12 protein-coding genes and 2 pseudogenes are annotated in these 16786 nt (G+C 64.7%); 7 read left to right on the forward strand and 7 right to left on the reverse strand.

Going from position 1 to position 16786, the window contains the following annotated elements; genetic code table 11:
• Positions 1-18 precede the first annotated feature (18 nt).
• Together OOT46_RS17590 and OOT46_RS17595 are read left to right on the forward strand one after the other, a co-directional pair.
• On the forward strand, positions 19-1800 hold the full coding sequence (locus OOT46_RS17590) for a DUF4153 domain-containing protein (protein ID WP_265404933.1): 1782 nt from the start codon (positions 19-21) through the stop codon (positions 1798-1800).
• Between the two features lie 78 nt (positions 1801-1878).
• Positions 1879-2553, forward strand: coding sequence for a DUF6622 family protein (locus OOT46_RS17595; protein WP_322114264.1), 675 nt, complete (start codon positions 1879-1881; stop codon positions 2551-2553).
• Between the two features lie 243 nt (positions 2554-2796).
• Here OOT46_RS17595 and OOT46_RS17600 read toward each other — a convergent pair whose 3' ends face one another.
• Positions 2797-3201 (reverse strand): dihydrofolate reductase family protein, encoded by a 405-nt coding sequence (locus tag OOT46_RS17600; protein ID WP_265404934.1) that lies wholly within the window; start codon positions 3199-3201, stop codon positions 2797-2799.
• Positions 3202-3496: 295 nt separating this feature from the next.
• Between OOT46_RS17600 and OOT46_RS17605 the strand changes: the two genes are divergently transcribed.
• A complete protein-coding gene (locus OOT46_RS17605) occupies positions 3497-4039 on the forward strand; it encodes a GrpB family protein (protein ID WP_265404935.1) in 543 nt (180 codons plus the stop codon).
• 265 nt (positions 4040-4304) lie between these two features.
• Here OOT46_RS17605 and cysE read toward each other — a convergent pair.
• From cysE to OOT46_RS17625, 3 genes and pseudogenes are all read right to left on the reverse strand, one after another.
• Positions 4305-5024: pseudogene (cysE, locus tag OOT46_RS17610) on the reverse strand (serine O-acetyltransferase); the annotation flags it as partial.
• 250 nt (positions 5025-5274) lie between these two features.
• Positions 5275-7800, reverse strand: a complete 2526-nt coding sequence (locus OOT46_RS30780) for a protein kinase domain-containing protein (RefSeq protein ID WP_322114266.1) — start codon at positions 7798-7800, stop codon at positions 5275-5277.
• Positions 7801-8606: 806 nt separating this feature from the next.
• The gene (locus tag OOT46_RS17625) at positions 8607-11402 is read right to left on the reverse strand and encodes a tyrosinase family protein (protein ID WP_265404936.1); all 2796 of its coding nucleotides are present in this window, start codon (positions 11400-11402) and stop codon (positions 8607-8609) included.
• Between the two features lie 727 nt (positions 11403-12129).
• On the opposite strand from OOT46_RS17625, the pseudogene OOT46_RS17630 reads away from it, so the two are divergent.
• Both OOT46_RS17630 and OOT46_RS17635 read left to right on the forward strand, forming a co-directional pair.
• Positions 12130-12272 (forward strand): annotated as a pseudogene (locus OOT46_RS17630) (IS5/IS1182 family transposase); the annotation flags it as partial.
• Positions 12273-13041: 769 nt separating this feature from the next.
• Positions 13042-13479 (forward strand): avidin/streptavidin family protein, encoded by a 438-nt coding sequence (locus OOT46_RS17635; protein ID WP_265404937.1) that lies wholly within the window; start codon positions 13042-13044, stop codon positions 13477-13479.
• On the opposite strand, the gene OOT46_RS17640 is transcribed toward OOT46_RS17635, so the two are convergent.
• The gene (locus tag OOT46_RS17640) at positions 13476-13952 is read right to left on the reverse strand and encodes a hypothetical protein (protein WP_265404938.1); all 477 of its coding nucleotides are present in this window, start codon (positions 13950-13952) and stop codon (positions 13476-13478) included. The two genes, OOT46_RS17635 and OOT46_RS17640, sit on opposite strands and share 4 nt — an antisense overlap.
• 12 nt (positions 13953-13964) lie before the next feature.
• The gene (locus tag OOT46_RS17645) at positions 13965-14342 is read right to left on the reverse strand and encodes a hypothetical protein (RefSeq protein WP_265404939.1); all 378 of its coding nucleotides are present in this window, start codon (positions 14340-14342) and stop codon (positions 13965-13967) included.
• A 115-nt stretch (positions 14343-14457) separates the two neighbouring features.
• On the opposite strand from OOT46_RS17645, the gene OOT46_RS17650 reads away from it, so the two are divergent.
• Together OOT46_RS17650 and OOT46_RS17655 are read left to right on the forward strand one after the other, a co-directional pair.
• Entirely contained in the window at positions 14458-14730 is a 273-nt protein-coding gene (locus tag OOT46_RS17650; RefSeq protein WP_265404940.1) for a YlcI/YnfO family protein, read from the forward strand.
• Entirely contained in the window at positions 14727-15041 is a 315-nt protein-coding gene (locus tag OOT46_RS17655) for a type II toxin-antitoxin system RelE/ParE family toxin (RefSeq protein WP_265404941.1), read from the forward strand. Before OOT46_RS17650 ends, OOT46_RS17655 begins: the two co-directional genes overlap by 4 nt.
• Positions 15042-15341: 300 nt before the next feature.
• On the opposite strand, the gene OOT46_RS17660 is transcribed toward OOT46_RS17655, so the two are convergent.
• Complete coding sequence (locus tag OOT46_RS17660; protein WP_265404942.1) at positions 15342-16727, reverse strand: hypothetical protein; 1386 nt, start codon at positions 16725-16727, stop codon at positions 15342-15344.
• Positions 16728-16786: the final 59 nt, after the last annotated feature.

The following is a 16786-nucleotide window of genomic DNA, read 5'->3' on the forward strand; positions in this document are numbered from 1 at the left end:
AAACGCGGGGAGGACCCCTTGATTCTTCACGATGAGGCCAAGCCAGCCTCCGGAACCCATGCCTTCGCGCTTCATGCGGAGCTCATGCCGGGCAGATACAGGACGGCCCTGCGTCACCTCGGTGTAGGCGTGCTGGCCGGCGCCTCGTTGTGGGCCTTGCAGAGATGGCGGGCAAGCTCGGGGCCTTTGCACGGTGCACTGGTCTATCTGGTCCTCGCGACCTCGCTGAGCTGGGTGCTCTCGCAGGGTGCTTTCACCACGGAAAGGCGGCGGGTCGGGTTTGCCGTCATGCTCGGAAGCGTGTTCGCACTGCTCGGCGCGCACGCGGGAGCGTCCTGGATGGTGTCCTACCGGGCGTCCTTCCTGTTCGGTCATGTGCTGGCCGCCGCGGTCGTCGGCTTTGTCGTCGTTGCGCTGGCAGCGGGGGTACAGGCTGCCCCGCTTCGGTTCGACTATCGCCAACTGTTCGAACAGACCTGGCGCAACGCGCTGCTGGTGCCGATCAGCACGGCGCTTACGGCGGTGCTGTGGGTGCTGCTGTGGGCGGCAGCCTGGCTGATGGACAGCATCGGCTTGCCGGCCATGAGTCGGCTGCTTGCGCAACCGGCGTTCGGTATCATTGTGACGGCCGGCGCGTTCGGCTTGGCGAGCGGCCTCGTGCTCGAGCATGTCGACACGCTGCTGGCACTGCGCCGCGCTGGCCTGTCGCTGATCACGTGGTTCCTGCCGCTGGCGCTCACGTTCGCCGTTGCCTGGCTGGGGGCGCTTGCCTTTACCGGCGTTGAACCGCTGTTCGCCACGCGACACGCGGCTTTCTATCTGTTCTGGTTCGTGGCTCTGACCACCGCCTTCGCTAACGCCGCCTTCCAGGACGGCCGCGAGCCTCGCCCCTTCCCGGGTTGGATGGCGCAGTCCTTGCCTCTTGCCTGGTTGGCCATGCCAGCGCTCGCGCTGCTCGGCGACTGGGCCCTCGGGCAGCGTGTCGCCCAGCACGGCTGGACCGAGGACCGGCTCTGGGGCGCCGTCGTGGGGCTGTTGGTCACGCTGTATGCCTCCGGCTATGCCGCTTCCGTGCTGAGGCGGCGGCGGGGATGGATGGCGTCCCTACCAGCGACCAACATCGTCGCGGCCCTCGCTATGGTGGTGGCGGTCACGCTGCTCATCAGTCCCTTGGCGGATGTACGAGGCATTGCCGTGCGGCACCAGGTAGCGCGGCTGCAGTCGGGTCAAGTTGAGCCGGCCGCCTTCGATTGGGATCACTTGCGGCGTGACCGTGCGTATGGCCGGGCGGCGCTCCAGGCCTTGTCGAGCGCCCCCGGCACGGACCTTCGAAGCCGCGAGGTGGCTCGCCTTGCCGCCGACGCGCTGAAGCGCGACGATGCTGAGGGCAGCAGCGCCCAGGACAGCCACGAAGCTCGCGCAGCCTTGCTCCGCCAGGTGAGGGTGCTTCCCTCAGGGCAGGTGCCCGATCCCGACCTGCTGGAGCGGCTGATTCGGCCAGAGGCCCACTGGGACGAGCGCTCCTGTGTGCGGCAACCTGCCGCTTGCCACCTCTGGCTGGTCGACATGGACGGCAACGCGCTGGGCGACGCGGTTCTGCTGGTGGAGCACGGCAACGACGTGCAAGCCACGCTGTACGCCAAGGAGCCGTTCGGGTGGCGGGAGCAGGGGCGACTGAAAGGCGGTCCTGCGACCCTGTCCGGCTGGCGCAGCGCGATCGAATCGGGGAAGCTGGCACGCACCCCGCCTCGTTGGCCGGACCTGAGTCTCGATGACCGGCGAATTGAATTCGATCGCTGAACGACCTCGCCTCGCGGGGTTTCGAGCTCGTCGATAGGCGGCCGCTCTTTCATCGCCCTTCCAGCGACGACGCGCTAAGTGACCCGCCATACCGCAGAGGCGGCCCGCGCCATCCAAGCGTCGTTTCACACCGCAGCCGCGCGCTTCGTCGCAGCGCCGTTGCCGCAGGCGCTGTGCGGCGAGAGCATCACGGTATCGAGACAGCGAAGCTTCAACGAGCCGAACATGACGATGATGATGCAGATCCTCTTGCAGACCCCGCGCTGGGTCTTCGTGCTGTTTCTCGCGCTGCTTGGGCTGGGCGTGATGCAGCTTGCGCCACGACTGGCCTCATTGCGCCGCGTGAGCCTGGTGCCGATCGCGATGACCGGGCTGTCGCTGTACGGCGTGATCAGCGCCTTCCCAGACCAGCCGCTGTCGCTGCTGGCCTGGGCTGCTTGCGCCGGTTTGGCAGCACTGGCCATGTTGTCACGACCGCTGCCCGCCGGCACCCGTTACGACGCCGCGGTTCGCCATTTCCAGTTGCCGGGCAGCTCGGTACCGCTGGCGCTGATGATGGGCGTGTTCTTCACCAAGTACGTCGCCGGTGTCGCACTGGCGCAGGCGCCGGAGCTGGCCGCCCAGGCCGGCTTCGCGTTCGCATTCAGCGCCTGCTACGGCTTGTTCAGCGGTCTGTTCATCGGCCGTGCCGCGCGGCTGTGGCGGCTCGCCGCGGTCGCCGGAGCGGTTGCTCCGCATGCTGTCTCCGTGTGATGCTTCGCCCGCCTGTCGACTTCCTTCGCGCTCGGCTCGGCCTGGGTAAACGATCCGAGCGGGACGTCACCAGCAGGCACATAGGTACTCATCACGACGCCGGTGACCGAGGTTTGCGAAGCGACGAGCCGCAGCGCGCCGGCCTTTGTGCCGGCCTCGAACAGCCGCTTGCCGCGCCCGAGCACGACGGGGAAGGCCACACCTTGTACTCGTCGATCAGCGATGCGGCCTGCAGCGTCTGGATCAGGGTGCCGCTGCCGATGATCTGCAGCTCGCGCCTGCCTCTGACTTGAGCGCCGTGACGGCCGCGATAACCTCGCCCCGCAGCAAGGTCGAGTTGTTCCAATGCAGCTTCTCCAGCGTGCGGGAGGCCACATGCTTCCTGGCCGCGTCGCGCGTCTGCGCGATCGGGTTGTCGGCCGGCTGGTACGGCCAGTGCGCCTCGAAGATCTCATAGGTCCTGCGACCGAGCACGAGCTCGCGGTCCTTGCCATCGAAGCCGCTCATGGATCGGCCCATGACCTCGTCCCAGTAGCTGAACGTCCAGCCGCCGAAGGCGAACCCGCCGCTGCGATCTTCCTCGGGGCCACCCGGTGCCTGCATGACGCCGTCGAGCGAGACAAAGGTGGATGCGATGAGTTTTCTCATGGAGCGACTCCGTGGGTTGGGAGGTGAGGCATGGATGATGGCTGTCTCATCTCCACGACGAGCGAGGTGAGCCGATTTCGACACGATCCTGCCGAGTGAACGGGCGACGCCGTGGAGGGTTTGTCTCGTGAGCGAGGCGCCGCTGCGGCGGCGGCAGACGTTGGACGCGGGTCGGCCCTGGATCTTCGGCGCCAACGCTCGTAAAAGAGGCGAAGTTGCGGGTAAAAGCAAGTCGGTGATCCCATGCTGGCATGCGAGCTACAGTCGAGGTCGGCAATGCGGGACGCGACGACCAATGACCGACCAAGAATCACTTCTTGCTGCTATCCACGAGAGCGTGGAGCTTGTGCCGTATGACCCTGCGTGGCCGCCAGCGTTCGAGGAAGAGCGTTGGCGGCTCCTGTCGCTATTTCCGAGCGCCTTTGTGGCGATCGAACACATCGGTAGCACGGCGATCCCGGGGATGAGAGCCAAACCGATCGTGGACATTCTCGCGGGTGTTGAATCGCTGACGGGGGTGGATGCGTTGGCGGCCCGATTGTGCGAGGTGGGCTACGCAACCTCGGCGGAATTCAATGCTTCGCTCTCTGACCGGAAGTGGTTCATGCGATGGGCCCATGGGCGCCGAACGCATCATCTCCATGTCGTGGTTCACGACGGAGGGATCTGGCGTCAGCGTTTGGCATTCCGCGATCGGCTGCGCGTGGATCCCCAGGCTGCCGCCCGATACGAGCGCCTCAAAGCAAGGCTCGCCGCTGAGCACCGGGATGACCGAGAGGCATACACGGACGCCAAGGCTGATTTTGTGCAATCGATCGTTGCTGGAGTTCTGTGGTGATCGCACCGACCGAGCTCAGAACCTGCCGACTCGGATTCCGTTGCACCCGAACCCGATCTTCACCCGGAACCACATCAGCTTCATCAATGACGATGTCGCGTAAGCGGCGCGGCATTCCAGCTTGGCAGCGAACCTACCCTGGAGGTGCAATAGGCAGGGTGCTGCCCTGCACTTCATCGCCTGTACTTTGCAATCCGTCGACCTCGATCTGTTGATCCATGACCAGTGCCGGACTCGCGACACGCGGGGAACCCGCCGGCCGGGCCGGAACACCCACCACTGTCGTGTGAGGTGGCACGTCGCACAGAACAACACTTCCTGCGCCTATCTTCGACCCGTCCCCAATGCGGATGTTGCCGAGCACCTTGGCCCCAGCACAGATCAGGACGCCCTTGCCGACCTTCGGATGCCTATCACCCTGCTGCTTTCCCGTTCCGCCCAGCGTGACCTCTTGCAGCAGGGAGACGTCATTCTCCACCACTGCTGTCTCGCCCACGACCACGCCTGTCGCATGATCGATGAAGACGCCATGGCCAATACGGGCAGCCGGGTGGATATCGACTGCGAAGGTTTCCGAGATGCGGCCCTGGAGGCAGAAACTGAGGGCATGCCGCTCCCGTGTCCACAAGCAGTGGGACAAGCGATAGGCCTGCAGGGCCTGGAAACCCTTGTGATTGAGGAACACGTTTGCAATGCCGCGCGCTGCAGGATCGCGCTCGGACGCCGCGCCGAGGTCGCGCAGTACGGCACTGAGGAGTTCCGGCGACTCGGAGAAGGCCTGCAGGAAGATCTCGCGCAGGCGAGCAGGATCGATTTCAGCGGTAGCAAGCTTGGCCGCCAGGATCGCGCACAGCGCCCCTTCAAGTGAGGTCTGTCCAAGCACAAACACATCCATGTACCGTGCGAGCACAGGCTCGTTGTTGGCGATGTGCTGCGTCTGATCACGCAGCTCAGCCCAAGTGGCGGCAAGGACGGGAGAGTGCATAGCAGTGGCTCCGACGAGCGCGTCCGAGGTTTTTCAAAATGGACATTCGCCTATCCGGCTTGCAGCTGCTTTTCAGCGCGTTCAACCCGGTCGGCTTCCCAACCGGAAGTATCACTCCACCACGAGGCTGTCAAACGGAGGTGGCTCAAGTCTTGCATCCCGGTTCACAAAGCGCATGCCCAGTTCTTCCGGGCCGAGATTGGCTTCAAGCCCAGCTGTACCGTGGAGCCGGTCGATCTGGAAGCGGTGCTCAGCTGGGCGGATCCGGCAGGGTGGCGGCGCCCCCGGTCAGGTAGTCGACCATCGCTTTGATCGCCAGCATCTGCGGGCCGCTCTTCTTCGCATAGTCCGGGCTGTTGTCACCCCACCAGTCCCAGCAGTTGTTGGTCGCCATCAGGCTGGTCTGGGGGTACAGCAGCACGATGTTGTTGGTGTCAGCCCACTTGTTGTAGCCCGTGTTGCGCACATAGTCCTGTCCGAAGCCGGGCGTGGCGGTGCTCTGCAGGCAACCATGCAGCACCACGTGCAGCCTGCAGCTGGCACCCGTGGAACAGGCCTGCGGCAGGTAGAGCCATGCTGTATCGGCCATGCCTTGGCCGGGGAGGAAACCGCCGGAGCGGATGACGAAAGCCTTCTGGTTGAACTCGATGAACTGGCCGGACAGCGTACCGTCATTGCGTGGGTTCAGAGGGCCGTACAGCTGCTCGAGGATGGCTCCGGCCAGATCGAAATTGCAATTGTTGATGTACGGCAATGCGAGCGCGCTGCAGATGTTGCCATAGTAGTCAGTGACCATCGCATGCCCAGCTGGCACATCCGACTTGTAGGCGATGTTCCCCGCCGGCACAAAGTTCATGTAATAGGCTAGCAGGTCGCTGACTACCGGCTCCATGACCGTCCTGTCGTTAGAGCCAGAGAACAGGTAGACCTTGGAGGACGCGAGGTTGGCCACCGGGTCCAAGTCGCCCTTCTCCGCCCAACTCTTGGTGATCTCTACCAGGCGGGACACCGGAATCCCGCCAGAGTGCGTCATGCAGCGTCCGACGCCAAGAAGCATCTGATCTTCCGCGCAATAAAAGGGTCCACCGGCAACGACACCCGCGCCTGTCTTGAAGGTGGCCGAATAGGCCACGTGCAGCTGCACCGCCATGAAGCCGCCAGCAGACAGGCCTGAGACCGTGGTCGCGGACTTGTCAATCCGCAAGGTCGGCAAGGGTCCCTGCGTAGATGATGCTCCGGCGATGCTCAGCCGGGAGGCCTTGTCCTCGGTCTGAGAAGCTTCTTGCAGTCCTCCGGGATTGCGGTCTGCCAGGTTGCGTTGAATCCGACCGATGACGCTGTGAGCGGCATCGATTTCGAGCTGCAGCCCAGGCTCGTCGGGGCGTTCCGTACTCAGCTGCTCCAGCAAGCTCAGGCCGGTTTGCACCAAGGCCTTGCTGGTGCCCATGCTGCCGAGCTGATCCGGGATCGCATCGCTGGCACTGTAGATAAACACGTTGGCCAGCTGCCGCATGCTGTTCATGTGCCTTTCGGCACGTTCGCGCTGTTGCTCGGCCCGTTGGCGCTGGCGGTCGGCCTCGTAAGCCTGAAAGGCGGCAAAGGCCAAACCGGCCGCCAACGCGAGGTTGGCCACCAGTGCCACACCCACCAAGGCTCGGTGGCGCAAGACAAACCGGCCAGCCCGGTAGCTCCATGCGCCGCGCCGCGCTTGCACCGGCAACCGCTCCAAGTGGCGGAACAGATCGTCTGCGAATTGCTCGGCCGATGCGTAGCGTTTGGCCGGGTCCTTGCGCAGCGCCTTCAATACCACCGCGTCGAGGTCACCCCGCAACTGCGCCCGCAGGCGCCGCTCGGTGACCGCCTTGCTCGGCGGTGTCGGTTCCCCGTCGCAGATCGCCTTTGCCAGTTCGTAGTCGCTGCTGGTTGGCAGGTCCAGGTAGGGTGACGTGCCGGTCAGCAGGCGGTGCAGCACCACCCCGAGCGAATAGATGTCGCTGGTGGGACTGATCTCGTCGCCTTGCACCTGCTCGGGGCTGGAGTAGGCCAGCGTCAGTACCCGCTGTGCGGTGCGCGTGTTCGTGGGCGGCGCGCCGTCGGCTGACCCCAGGCGTTTCGCGATGCCGAAATCCAGCAGCTTGACGGCGCCGCTGCCGCTCACCAGGATGTTGCTCGGCTTGAGGTCGCGGTGCACCACCCCTTTGCTGTGAGCGTAGTGAGCCACCTGGCAGACGCTGCGGAACAGTTGCAGGCGCTGCTGGACCGGCAGCTTGCGGCGCTCGGCGTAGAGGTCGATCGGCTCGCCGTCGACCAGCTCCATCACGAAGTACGGCCGGCCGTCCTCGGTCACGCCGCCATCGAAGACCTTGGCGAGGTTGGGATGGTCGAGGCTGGCCAGGATCTGGCGCTCCGCGTGGAAGCGGGAGATCGCGTGTTCGCGGTCGAAGCTGTGGCCCATCAGTTTGATGGCCACCTGCTGCTCGTACTGGCCGTCGGCGCGCTCGGCGCGGTAGACCTCGCCCATGCCACCGCGACCGATCAGCTCGACGACCCGGTAGGACCCGAGCTGCTGGCCGATGCAAGAGGCTCCCTTGAGTTCGTCCACCTCGGCTGCCAGCACGGTGGGCAGTCGGTCAAGCAAGGTCTCGCTGGCTTCTGCAGCGTCAAGCAGCGAGCCCAGCTCCTCGGCCAGCGCAGCATCATCAGCCGCCAGCCGGTTGACGAACACGCGGCGTTGCGAGGGTGGCAGCGTCAGGGCCTCGGCCAACAGTCCCTTCAAGCGCTGCCACCCGGCGGGGTCGAGACCGTCGGCAGGACGCTTCTTTGAGTGCAAGGCGGAGCGCATGGAAGCGGTCTACCGGGGGCGGGGCCGAGTTCTCAGGAATAGCACCATCGACATCCTCGATCCCCGCTGAAGCCGCATCAAGTGACGTTCAGTTTCAGCTTAGGCGGTGCCGGCCGGCTGTCAATCACACTGTCCTGAGGACCCTGTCCTAGACGGTCTGCGCTCGCGTGCAAAACGACTTCCTGAACGTCGATTTTCGAGGGGACCCGTCCGATCGGCGCTCATACCGTCCGAGGCGTTCATCGGGAGATCCCATGTCGCTCGGGAACACCGCGCCGCTGGGCAGCCGCGCCAGCGGGCAACGCTCGATCGCAAGCCTGGGCGCCGGGGCCGCCCACGCCTTCGTCGCGTTGCCCGCGCCAGCGATGTCATCAATGTTGGCGTCGGCACCTCTCACAACGGCGACGCCATCCCCCCTTTGTTGCAATTTCTGAAACTATGTCTTGTAGCCGGGCCCGTCTTTCCGCCAAGGGTTAACACCTAAAGTTCATCCCATCGATGAGCACAAACGACCAACGGTTGCGACTCAGCGAGGGGCCGGGGGCTGATCCTGCCGACCCGGGCCCGCGCAGGCCGCCACCGCCACCGCCCGCAGCCACGAGGACGTGAAGCAGGAAGCTGCCAGCTTCCTGCGCACCCAGCCCAGCGCTGCCCCGATCAAGGTCGGCGGCTGAGCATGAAGGGCGGGCTCAAGCGGCCCGCTGCTGGTGACGACGAAGGGTTGTCTGTCGATCAAACGATCATCCACGCGGTCCGCGGCGCCCCTGGCTGCACCACTCCTTCACGCAGTGCCGTATCCCGTCGAGGTCGACACCGATCTTGCGCAGCCGCTCCTCGAACTCGCGTGACAGCGAGTTTTCGCTCAGCAAACACCGCAGCAAGGCGCACCAGCCCTTGTGACCGTCCGGGTCTGCCGGCGAGGGCGGCGTGGGTCGGTCACCGCCGGCCCACACGGCCCCGGTGAGGATCTGCTCGCGGGTAAAGGGCGTACCCCGGAAGCTGCCGCCTTCGGCAATCACGCGGAAGCGGTAGATGCCAGCGATGTGAGCGACCAGCGAGGCTTCGAACACGCCGGGCGCCACTTCCGCAAGCGTGAGCATGCTGTGGGTGTGGTCGGGGTACTCCAACTCCGCAGTGACCCTCGCGCGTCGCTCGACCGGCAGCGAGTACTCGGTCAGTGCGGTGCGCAGGAAGAGCCGGGCGCCGGGCTCGAAGCTGTCCTGGGTGAGCACTGCGTTCATGCGCAGGTTCGAGAACGAATGGACGCTGAGGCAGTACTTCGCGCCTTTGGCGCGCAGCTCCTGCAGCGGGCCTTGCGAGGCAGGTATGTCGTGGGTCACTCCACCGGCCAGCAACCGCTTGTAGCGCTGCTCGTCGATCTCGAGCACGGCATGCCAGGTGCCGCCGTGCACCACGCCGGGTTGGAAGGCGAGGGGCAGGCCGAAGCTGGAGGTCTGCAGTCGGGGCGCGGTGTCGAAGCGGGCGCCGAAGGAGCCGGCATTGCCTTCGTCGATCAGCGCACCGTCGGGCGTCTCGATGCACAGCCGCACCACCGGGAAGTCGGTCAGCAGGATGACGCGCGCGTTGATGTCGGCCTCGCTGAGCTGGAAGGGAATGTGCACCCGGGTGCCCACGCCGACGTAGCCGAGGGGGTCGCGCACGATGCTGGTGTTGGTCACGCCGGCGAGGATCTGCAGGAAAAACTTGCGCATGCGGAACTGGTCGTCCAGGCTGGTCGCCAGCAGGCCCGACAACAACAGCACGCCGCCGGTGCTGCCTGCCAAGGCGGTCAGCGCGGCAGTGTTGACCTGCGCTTCGTTGCCCAGCCCGACCGCATAGGTGCGGTTGTCGATCAGACCCGCGACCTCGGCGATGCTCTTCGGCTGGTTCTCCAAGCCATCGGTCAGCAGCAGGATGGCCTTCTGGTCGTAGGCGCCCGCCGGCAAGGCGTTGAGCTGGTTGCGTGCCATCTCCAAGCCGTCACCGACCGAGGTGGCGCCGTGGGCGCCGTGCGCGGCGATGGCCGTCAAGGCGGTCGAGCGAGTGAGGTCACCGAAGCCGTCGTTCAGGACCTTGGTGATGGGCATGCCGCCGAAGCTGGGGTCGTTCGGTGCATAGGCGTCCTGGTCGAAGCGGATGATGCCGATGCCGTTGTCTTTCTGGATCAGGTTGGCGAACAGGCTTGCCGAGTCGGCCAGCACCTGCAGCCGGGTGACACCGCTGGTGCCTGCAGCCCAGGCCATGCTGCCCGATTGGTCGAGCGCCAGCTGCACCGCGACGGTGGGTCGCTCGATGCTGTTGGCGCGCAGTTCGAACAGGAACTCCTGGCCGTTTTCTTCGCAGAGCACCGTGGTGTTGATCGGGGGCAGGATCTGTGGTGCCGTGCCCACTGCACCCGCGGTGAACTGGAACCAGATGCGCACCTCCCGGAACGGCACCGGGCCCGGGTGCGAGACGATTACCGGTGTCGCGATCGCGAACGGCGCGCCCGGCTCGGTCCCTGGCTTTACCCGCAGCGTGACATCGCCGCAGGCCCGCACCTTGATGACTGCTGCACGCCAGGTGGTCTCTTCCTCCGGCACGTCGTTGAAGCTGACCTGGTAGCGCGACGTGCCGGCATTGAAGGGGTTCTCCGCTTCCAGCACCTGGAAACTGCCGCTGTTGGTGTCGTAGCACGGCGGGGTGACGACCGACACGTCCATGTAGGTGATGACGGCGCGCAGGGTGGGGTCTGATGCCCAGGGCTCCAGCCCGGTGCCGCCGGCCCAGGGCTCGACGTTCTCGGTGGCGAGCGAGGTCAACTCGCCGGCGCTCAGCCCGGCATAGGCGCTCGCCGTGCTCAGCCGCTCCGGATGCGCCAGGTCGGTCTGCCACTGCGCCCAGAGCCGGTCGACGTTGGAGTGCAGCAGGAACACAAAGGGATCGTGGAAAGAGTAGTGCGGATTGCTGATCGTGCCGCCGATGTAGGAGTGAGCGACACTGTCATGCGCGCTCTTCAGGGCCGACGCAAAGGTGTCGAAGTTGGTGCCGGCAGCCAGGATGGTCGCATCCGGGCTGATCGCCGGCGTGCCGTCGCCGTTGGCTGCTGCGCCGCCCACGGCGCGCCAGATCTTTGTGTGGCCGTTGCCGGTTTCGGCGTCCTCGGTCGACTCGAAGCCGTTGAGCAAGTGGCCGGCGTCACCACTGGCGTTGCCCATGAACTGCGGCGTGAACAGGGCAGCCCGTCCTCCGTTGGTCGAACGTGGATCGCTGGTCCAGTCCCAGTAGTGCAGCGAAAGGGCCGGGTTCACCTCGCGCAGCAGCTGTTCGAGGCGGTTGACGATGACCCGGTGCCAGGGGATGAAAGCCGGGCCCGCGTGCACGTCGACGCCGGAGAAGTGGGCGTTCTTGTGGATGTCCTCCTGTTTGTCCCAGTACGAGACCCCGTCGGAGAAGAACTTCGTGGTGTCGATCTTGACGATCGCGTCCATGAAGAGATTGCGTTCCGCTTCCGAGACTTTCGAGATGTCCCTGCGGATGCCGTCGCCAAGTGCCATGGTGTGCTCCCCTGAGTGGATGTAGAAGTGGCGGTCGGGTCGAACGGCGAGAGGAGGGCGGCCGGCCCCGACGATGCGGGCGCCGCTTCACTTCGCAGCGCGACACAAGGCCCTCTCGTCGCGCGCGGTCGAGTCACCTTGCTGGCCGGAAGGCAAGCACGGGCCGCGCACAAACCCTCGGGCGAGCCGGCAATACGACGAGTGCCTCAACCCGCTCTGGGCAGGGGCCGCACAGCACCGGAGGGGTGTGGACAGCCGCATCCACGCAACAGGGGCAGCTGCAAGAAGCGCCAAAGGGCGCGCCTTGATGTCGAAGCCTTGCTTAAGGGCTTGCCGTGCAAGCCGTGGACGGCTTGCCGGCCGTTTGCGCGTGAACACTTTGAAAGTACCGCATGGGACTCTGTTTCGGTTCCCCAGAAATAGGGAGTCGAGGCCCCCCTCAAGAGGGACCTGCTCACAGGACGAGAGGGGCAATCCAGACGGCTTGGCAAAAACAGTGGTGTGACGGATGAGGTCAACTTGTTCCTCAAATGATTCCGTTCTTCTCAAGTTGGCTCATGGGCCACGCTTCGTCGCACCAGCTTCTGCAAACTGATTCCCCCCGATCGCTATAGCCGCTTCGGCTGCGCAGGACGGTGCGCGGCCACTCGAAACCAACGAAGGATGGTTTGCAGAACTGGTCCGAATGGTCTTGCGTGGTGAGGCGGTGGCGCCGACGATGAAAGGCCTGAAGCTACTCGGACTTGGCTTGAACCGGTCGACCAAGAAGACGCGCAAGCGAGAGGTCTTGGAAGAGATGGAGCGCGCGGTGCCGTGGGCGGTGCTTGTGGCATTCGTGCAGCTGCACTCCCCAAGGCGAAGACGGGGCGAGTGCGCCCGGCGATCCAGTCGCGGTCTATCCGGTCACTGAGCTGTCCGATTTGATCGGACCACGACAGCACTGAGCAAGAAGACAAGGGCGTGGGACGAAGGGACGTTGGCAGCGCGCTCGCACATCCACGAGTTGAAGCAACAACGGCCCTCAGCGTGTTGCAGTGGGCCAGACCGGTGTGAACCCAAGCGGCCGTGCCTGCGATGGTATTGAGGGCGCTGTTGCTGCCTGGTGCACCGCGCACGGGGCACTCCTGCGTCCCGCACGAGGACACGGTTGCCGTGCGAGCCAGTGACAGGCTCCCATCTTGTAGGTAACGTTTTGATCTATCGGTGCTTCCCCAAAAAACTGGACCGCGCACGTTTTCGTTGATCCCACATCGTGTCTGGCCTACTCTAAAGCGGCACGGCAAGACTGGCTGCGGGCGTGAGGTTCGGTTGATTAGATCAACTTTTAAAGGCTGTGCATGCCACTAGAAAGCACTCACACTCCCGTTGCCGGAGGTGAATTTGCGGGGGATTGGGTCGACGGGCGTAAAGCCTAAGCCGTAATTCACCCGGCAGCCACGCCGCAGGGTGTGGGTGTCGATCACAGTGAAGTAAATGGTCCCAGCTGCCGCAGTACACAGCCACGATCGGCCGCAATCGGATGCGCCAAGGTACTGCCGCTGCTTGGTCGTCCGGTCATTGAGTAATAGCGGCACCATGTATGCGGATTGGAGACTGTATGCGTACCAATTGTTTGCTGGCGACTGTCCTAATGATTCCCGTGTTCACTGCTCACGGGGCGGCGCCCGACTGCTCTAATTTGCCAGGGGAATGGACCAATCAACTCGGCTCTACACTTTCAATTCATAGTGTCGACCATGGATCCGGAAAAATACTAGGTAGTTATGTCTCGCCCTCCGGAACACAGGGAGAGAAGGAGGAGCTTGTTGGCTGGATCAACAGCTCTCAGGCCACGAGCGAAAGCAACGTACTCGCCATTGCGTTCTCAGTTCAATGGGGGAGCTATGGCAGCATCACCTCGTGGACCGGATTTTGTGAAAACAAGGGCGGAACGCCGACCATCACAACATTTTGGCACCTCGTGCGGTCCTCCAGTCGCTTCACCTGGGATCACATGCTCACCGGAAGCGACGTTTTCGTCCCGAAGGTCGTCGGTGGCAACTCTGACGCCCCCAACAGAACAAAGCACGCCGATTAAGGAATTCTCCACTCGGGGGCGGCCATAAAGTGGCAACGCGGGAGAGCGGTGCGGCGCCCGCGGTGAGCCGGCCGACTCAAGCGCCGCGAGGGCGCGCTCGCCGGTGGGCGATGGAGACCATGCCGGATGGGGCCGGTGCTGTCGAACTCGGCGAACAAGGTCGGCCCGTCGCTCAGGCGCAGGGCGCGGTCGAGCAGCACGCGGTCGAAGCTGGAGGGCGAGGCAATGTCGAGGTCCAGCAGAGTCGTCGCGCCCAGGATGACATCGCTGCCCCACAGCTGTGCCACGCCGACGTCGTCGCCCAGCCCGGCGCCCAGGGCTCCGGCGGTGAAGCTGATCGTGAAGCTCGAGAAGAGGATGCCGCCGACCTGCCTGCGGGGAGCGCCTGTGCTGTCGGAGTCGAGATGTTGCGAGTAGGCACCTGCATCGAGGCGGCAGCCTTCGCCGATCTCCAGCAGGCCGGTGGTGTCCACGCCCAGCGTCAGTCATGCGCCCTCGAGCACCGACAACCGCCCGGCGTTCTCCAGCCGGCAGTACAGCAGGTCCACCTCGCCGCCCAGCCAGGAGGTGGTGAGCCGGGCGTCGTCGCCCTTGAGCATCAGCACCCCACGATTGCGCCAGAGCCGCGGCCGCCAGGCCGCATTGCCGGCGAGCGGCTCGCCGACGTTGAGCATGATGGTGCTGTGGTCGGCGATCAAGCTGCCGCCGGTCAACTCGGTGCCGAATACACCGCCGCCCGCGTCCGTGTGGCGCAGCTGGGCCAGAGCACCCCAGACGACGAGCCGCGCGCGGATGGCCTCAAGGCTGCCGGTGTTGTCGAGCTCGCGCGAAGGTGAGTGGCCCGCCGCCCTGCACCCGCACATTGCCGGCGTTGGTGAACGGCGTGTCCACACTGGTGGCGGCCGGGCCCGAAGCGAGCGCTTTGCGCTTCGCAGTCCCAAAATTGCGCTTGCAACGCAAATGCACTACACTAAGGCCATGAAATCCGCCGTGCTTCCCCAAGTCCGCGTTGAGCCGGAGCTGCGCAATGAGCTCGAGGCCGTCCTGCACCCCGGCGAGACGCTGTCGGAATTCGTTGAGGCTTCCGTACGCAAAGCGGTGGAGTACCGCCGCGTCCAAACCCGGTTTCACCAGCGGGGCGAGACCGCTTGGGAGAACTACCAGCGGACAGGCGTGACGGTGTCGGCTGATGAGGTACTGGAACGGCTGCAGGGCAAGCTTGACGCGAAGCGGCGGCAACTCGAAGGATGAGTTTCGAGGTTCGTTTCTCTCCTGAAGCAGACGACGACCTTGCACCCCTGTTCGATTTCTTGCTGGACAGGGCCCAGACGGTCGAAGATCTCGACGATACCCAACTGGCAATTCAGGCGATTCGCTCGGCTGTGTTTCATCAGCTGGCTGCAACTCCGTACAGCTTTAGAAAGACCGGAAAGAGCCCCACCCGTCGTGAGCTCATCATTCCGTTCGGCCGGACCGGGTACGTGGCCCTCTACGAGATTTCCGGACCGTCGAACATCGTCGTGTTGGCCGTGCGGCATCAGCGCGAGGAGGACTATTACTGACCGGGGTGCGCGGCAAGCCGCGTCGTTGGAGGCAGGGAAGGATCGCGCGAACGCCGCGACCTCAGGCGACGCGGTGAACGGCCTCCCGCTCGATCGGCTCGAATCCGCTGGCGCCGCCCTAAAGCGGCAGGCTGTCGCCCTGTCCGGAGCAATCTCCTTGACCAGCCAATCCAGGCCGAGGAATAGCCGCGCTCGCACGCACTGGTGATCGGGCCGTCGTTGAATACGCATGCTTCGTCGCGGGAGGCTACGAAGCCGTAGGCTCACGTTGACAGCACAGATACACCCATAGAACCTATCTCAAAATCGCTGGAGGGCTGAGGGCAGGCGCAACTCCCGGAGGAGAGCGAGCGTCGCTAGGCCCATGAGCATACAAGCCCAGCTGGCTGCCTCGGGCACCGGGCTCAGCAGAAAGCTCGCTTCGCGTCCCGTCGGGTCGATGCCAAGGGCGAGGATCTGCCCCGACTCATTGAGTTCCGCTTCGTACGAGAGCCGCCAGCCCGGCAGATCTACCAGACGATTGAGATCCTCGAAGGTCTTGCCATCAAGCGCAACCTGCACACATTCATGGAAGGCGCCCGTGGATCGATCCTCGCAAGTGCCCAGCCCCACGACCACGCCGGCGTCGTTGATCGCCACGGCCCGGGTTCCTTGCGGATTGCCGAATTGATAGTACGGAGGCGTCGCGATCTCCTCCAACTGGCCGTCCTTCCAAATCCCGCTCGCGGAGAAGACCACCCCGTGTTCATCCGTAGCGCTGGCGTGCACGAGGACCTGGCCTTGGTTGTTGATGTCCACTGCCGCACTATCCAGCGGTCCTCCCCAGGGAGCCTGGAGAGTGCCCAAGTCGACGATCGCTCCATCGCTCCACAAGGTGGCTCGCGCCTTACCGAAGTAGCCCGTCGGGTCGACCAGCTCCGACACACCGACCCCCTGTCCCGCCTCATTGATGTCATAGGCGGTGCTGTATGGACGCCCCTGTTCAATGCCGTCGTAGAGGCTGCCCAAAGCCACGGCACGTCCTGTCGCGTCCCAGAGGGTGGCTTGATTCGTGAATTCTCCGCGGTGGTAAAGGGTTGAATACCCCACGGCCAGACCGGCCTCGTTGATCTTCGATGCGTTGGCTCCACCGTACCCGGTGGGGTCGACAGCCAACGGCGCCAATGCTTCCAGGCGGCCGTTTCGCCAGCGAAACGCGGACGTGCCCAGGGTCCTGCCCCTTGCATCATAGTGCGCGGCTTCCCCCACGACGACGGCCGCCTCGTTGACATCGTGCGCCCTGCTGTACCCCACGCCAGTCGCATCTGTGCCGAATGTCCCAAGGTAGATCGGCCGGCCGCCTTGCCACAGCACCGCTCGCATCCCCTTGTTCTCGCCTCCCTCGTAGTAGGTCGATCCGCCCACTACGAGGCCGCGGTTGTTCATGCGGACAAGGTCGGTCTCGATGCCCAAAGCGGTGTTCGTCGGCGCTGTCAAAGGAAGTAGTGCCCCCCCAGGACTCCAAACAGCGCCTACCTTCGCCCCCTGCCACGGTGTCGACAGCAGCACCTGGCCCCTGTCATTGAGGTCCGTCGCACCGTCCGGCTCGACGCGTTCAGCGGTGTAGTAGGGCGCGCTCCAGACAGAGGTAGCCATCAGGGCCAGTGCCAGGGCCCCTCCCTGACGCGGCGTGAGGAGATCGACCATTGCAGCTCCGGAAAGGTGGATGACGGGGCGCGAGCGCAGATGACGCGGCGCGGTCGCCC

This window comes from Aquabacterium sp. A7-Y (assembly GCF_026153205.1).
GTDB lineage: Bacteria > Pseudomonadota > Gammaproteobacteria > Burkholderiales > Burkholderiaceae_C > Caldimonas.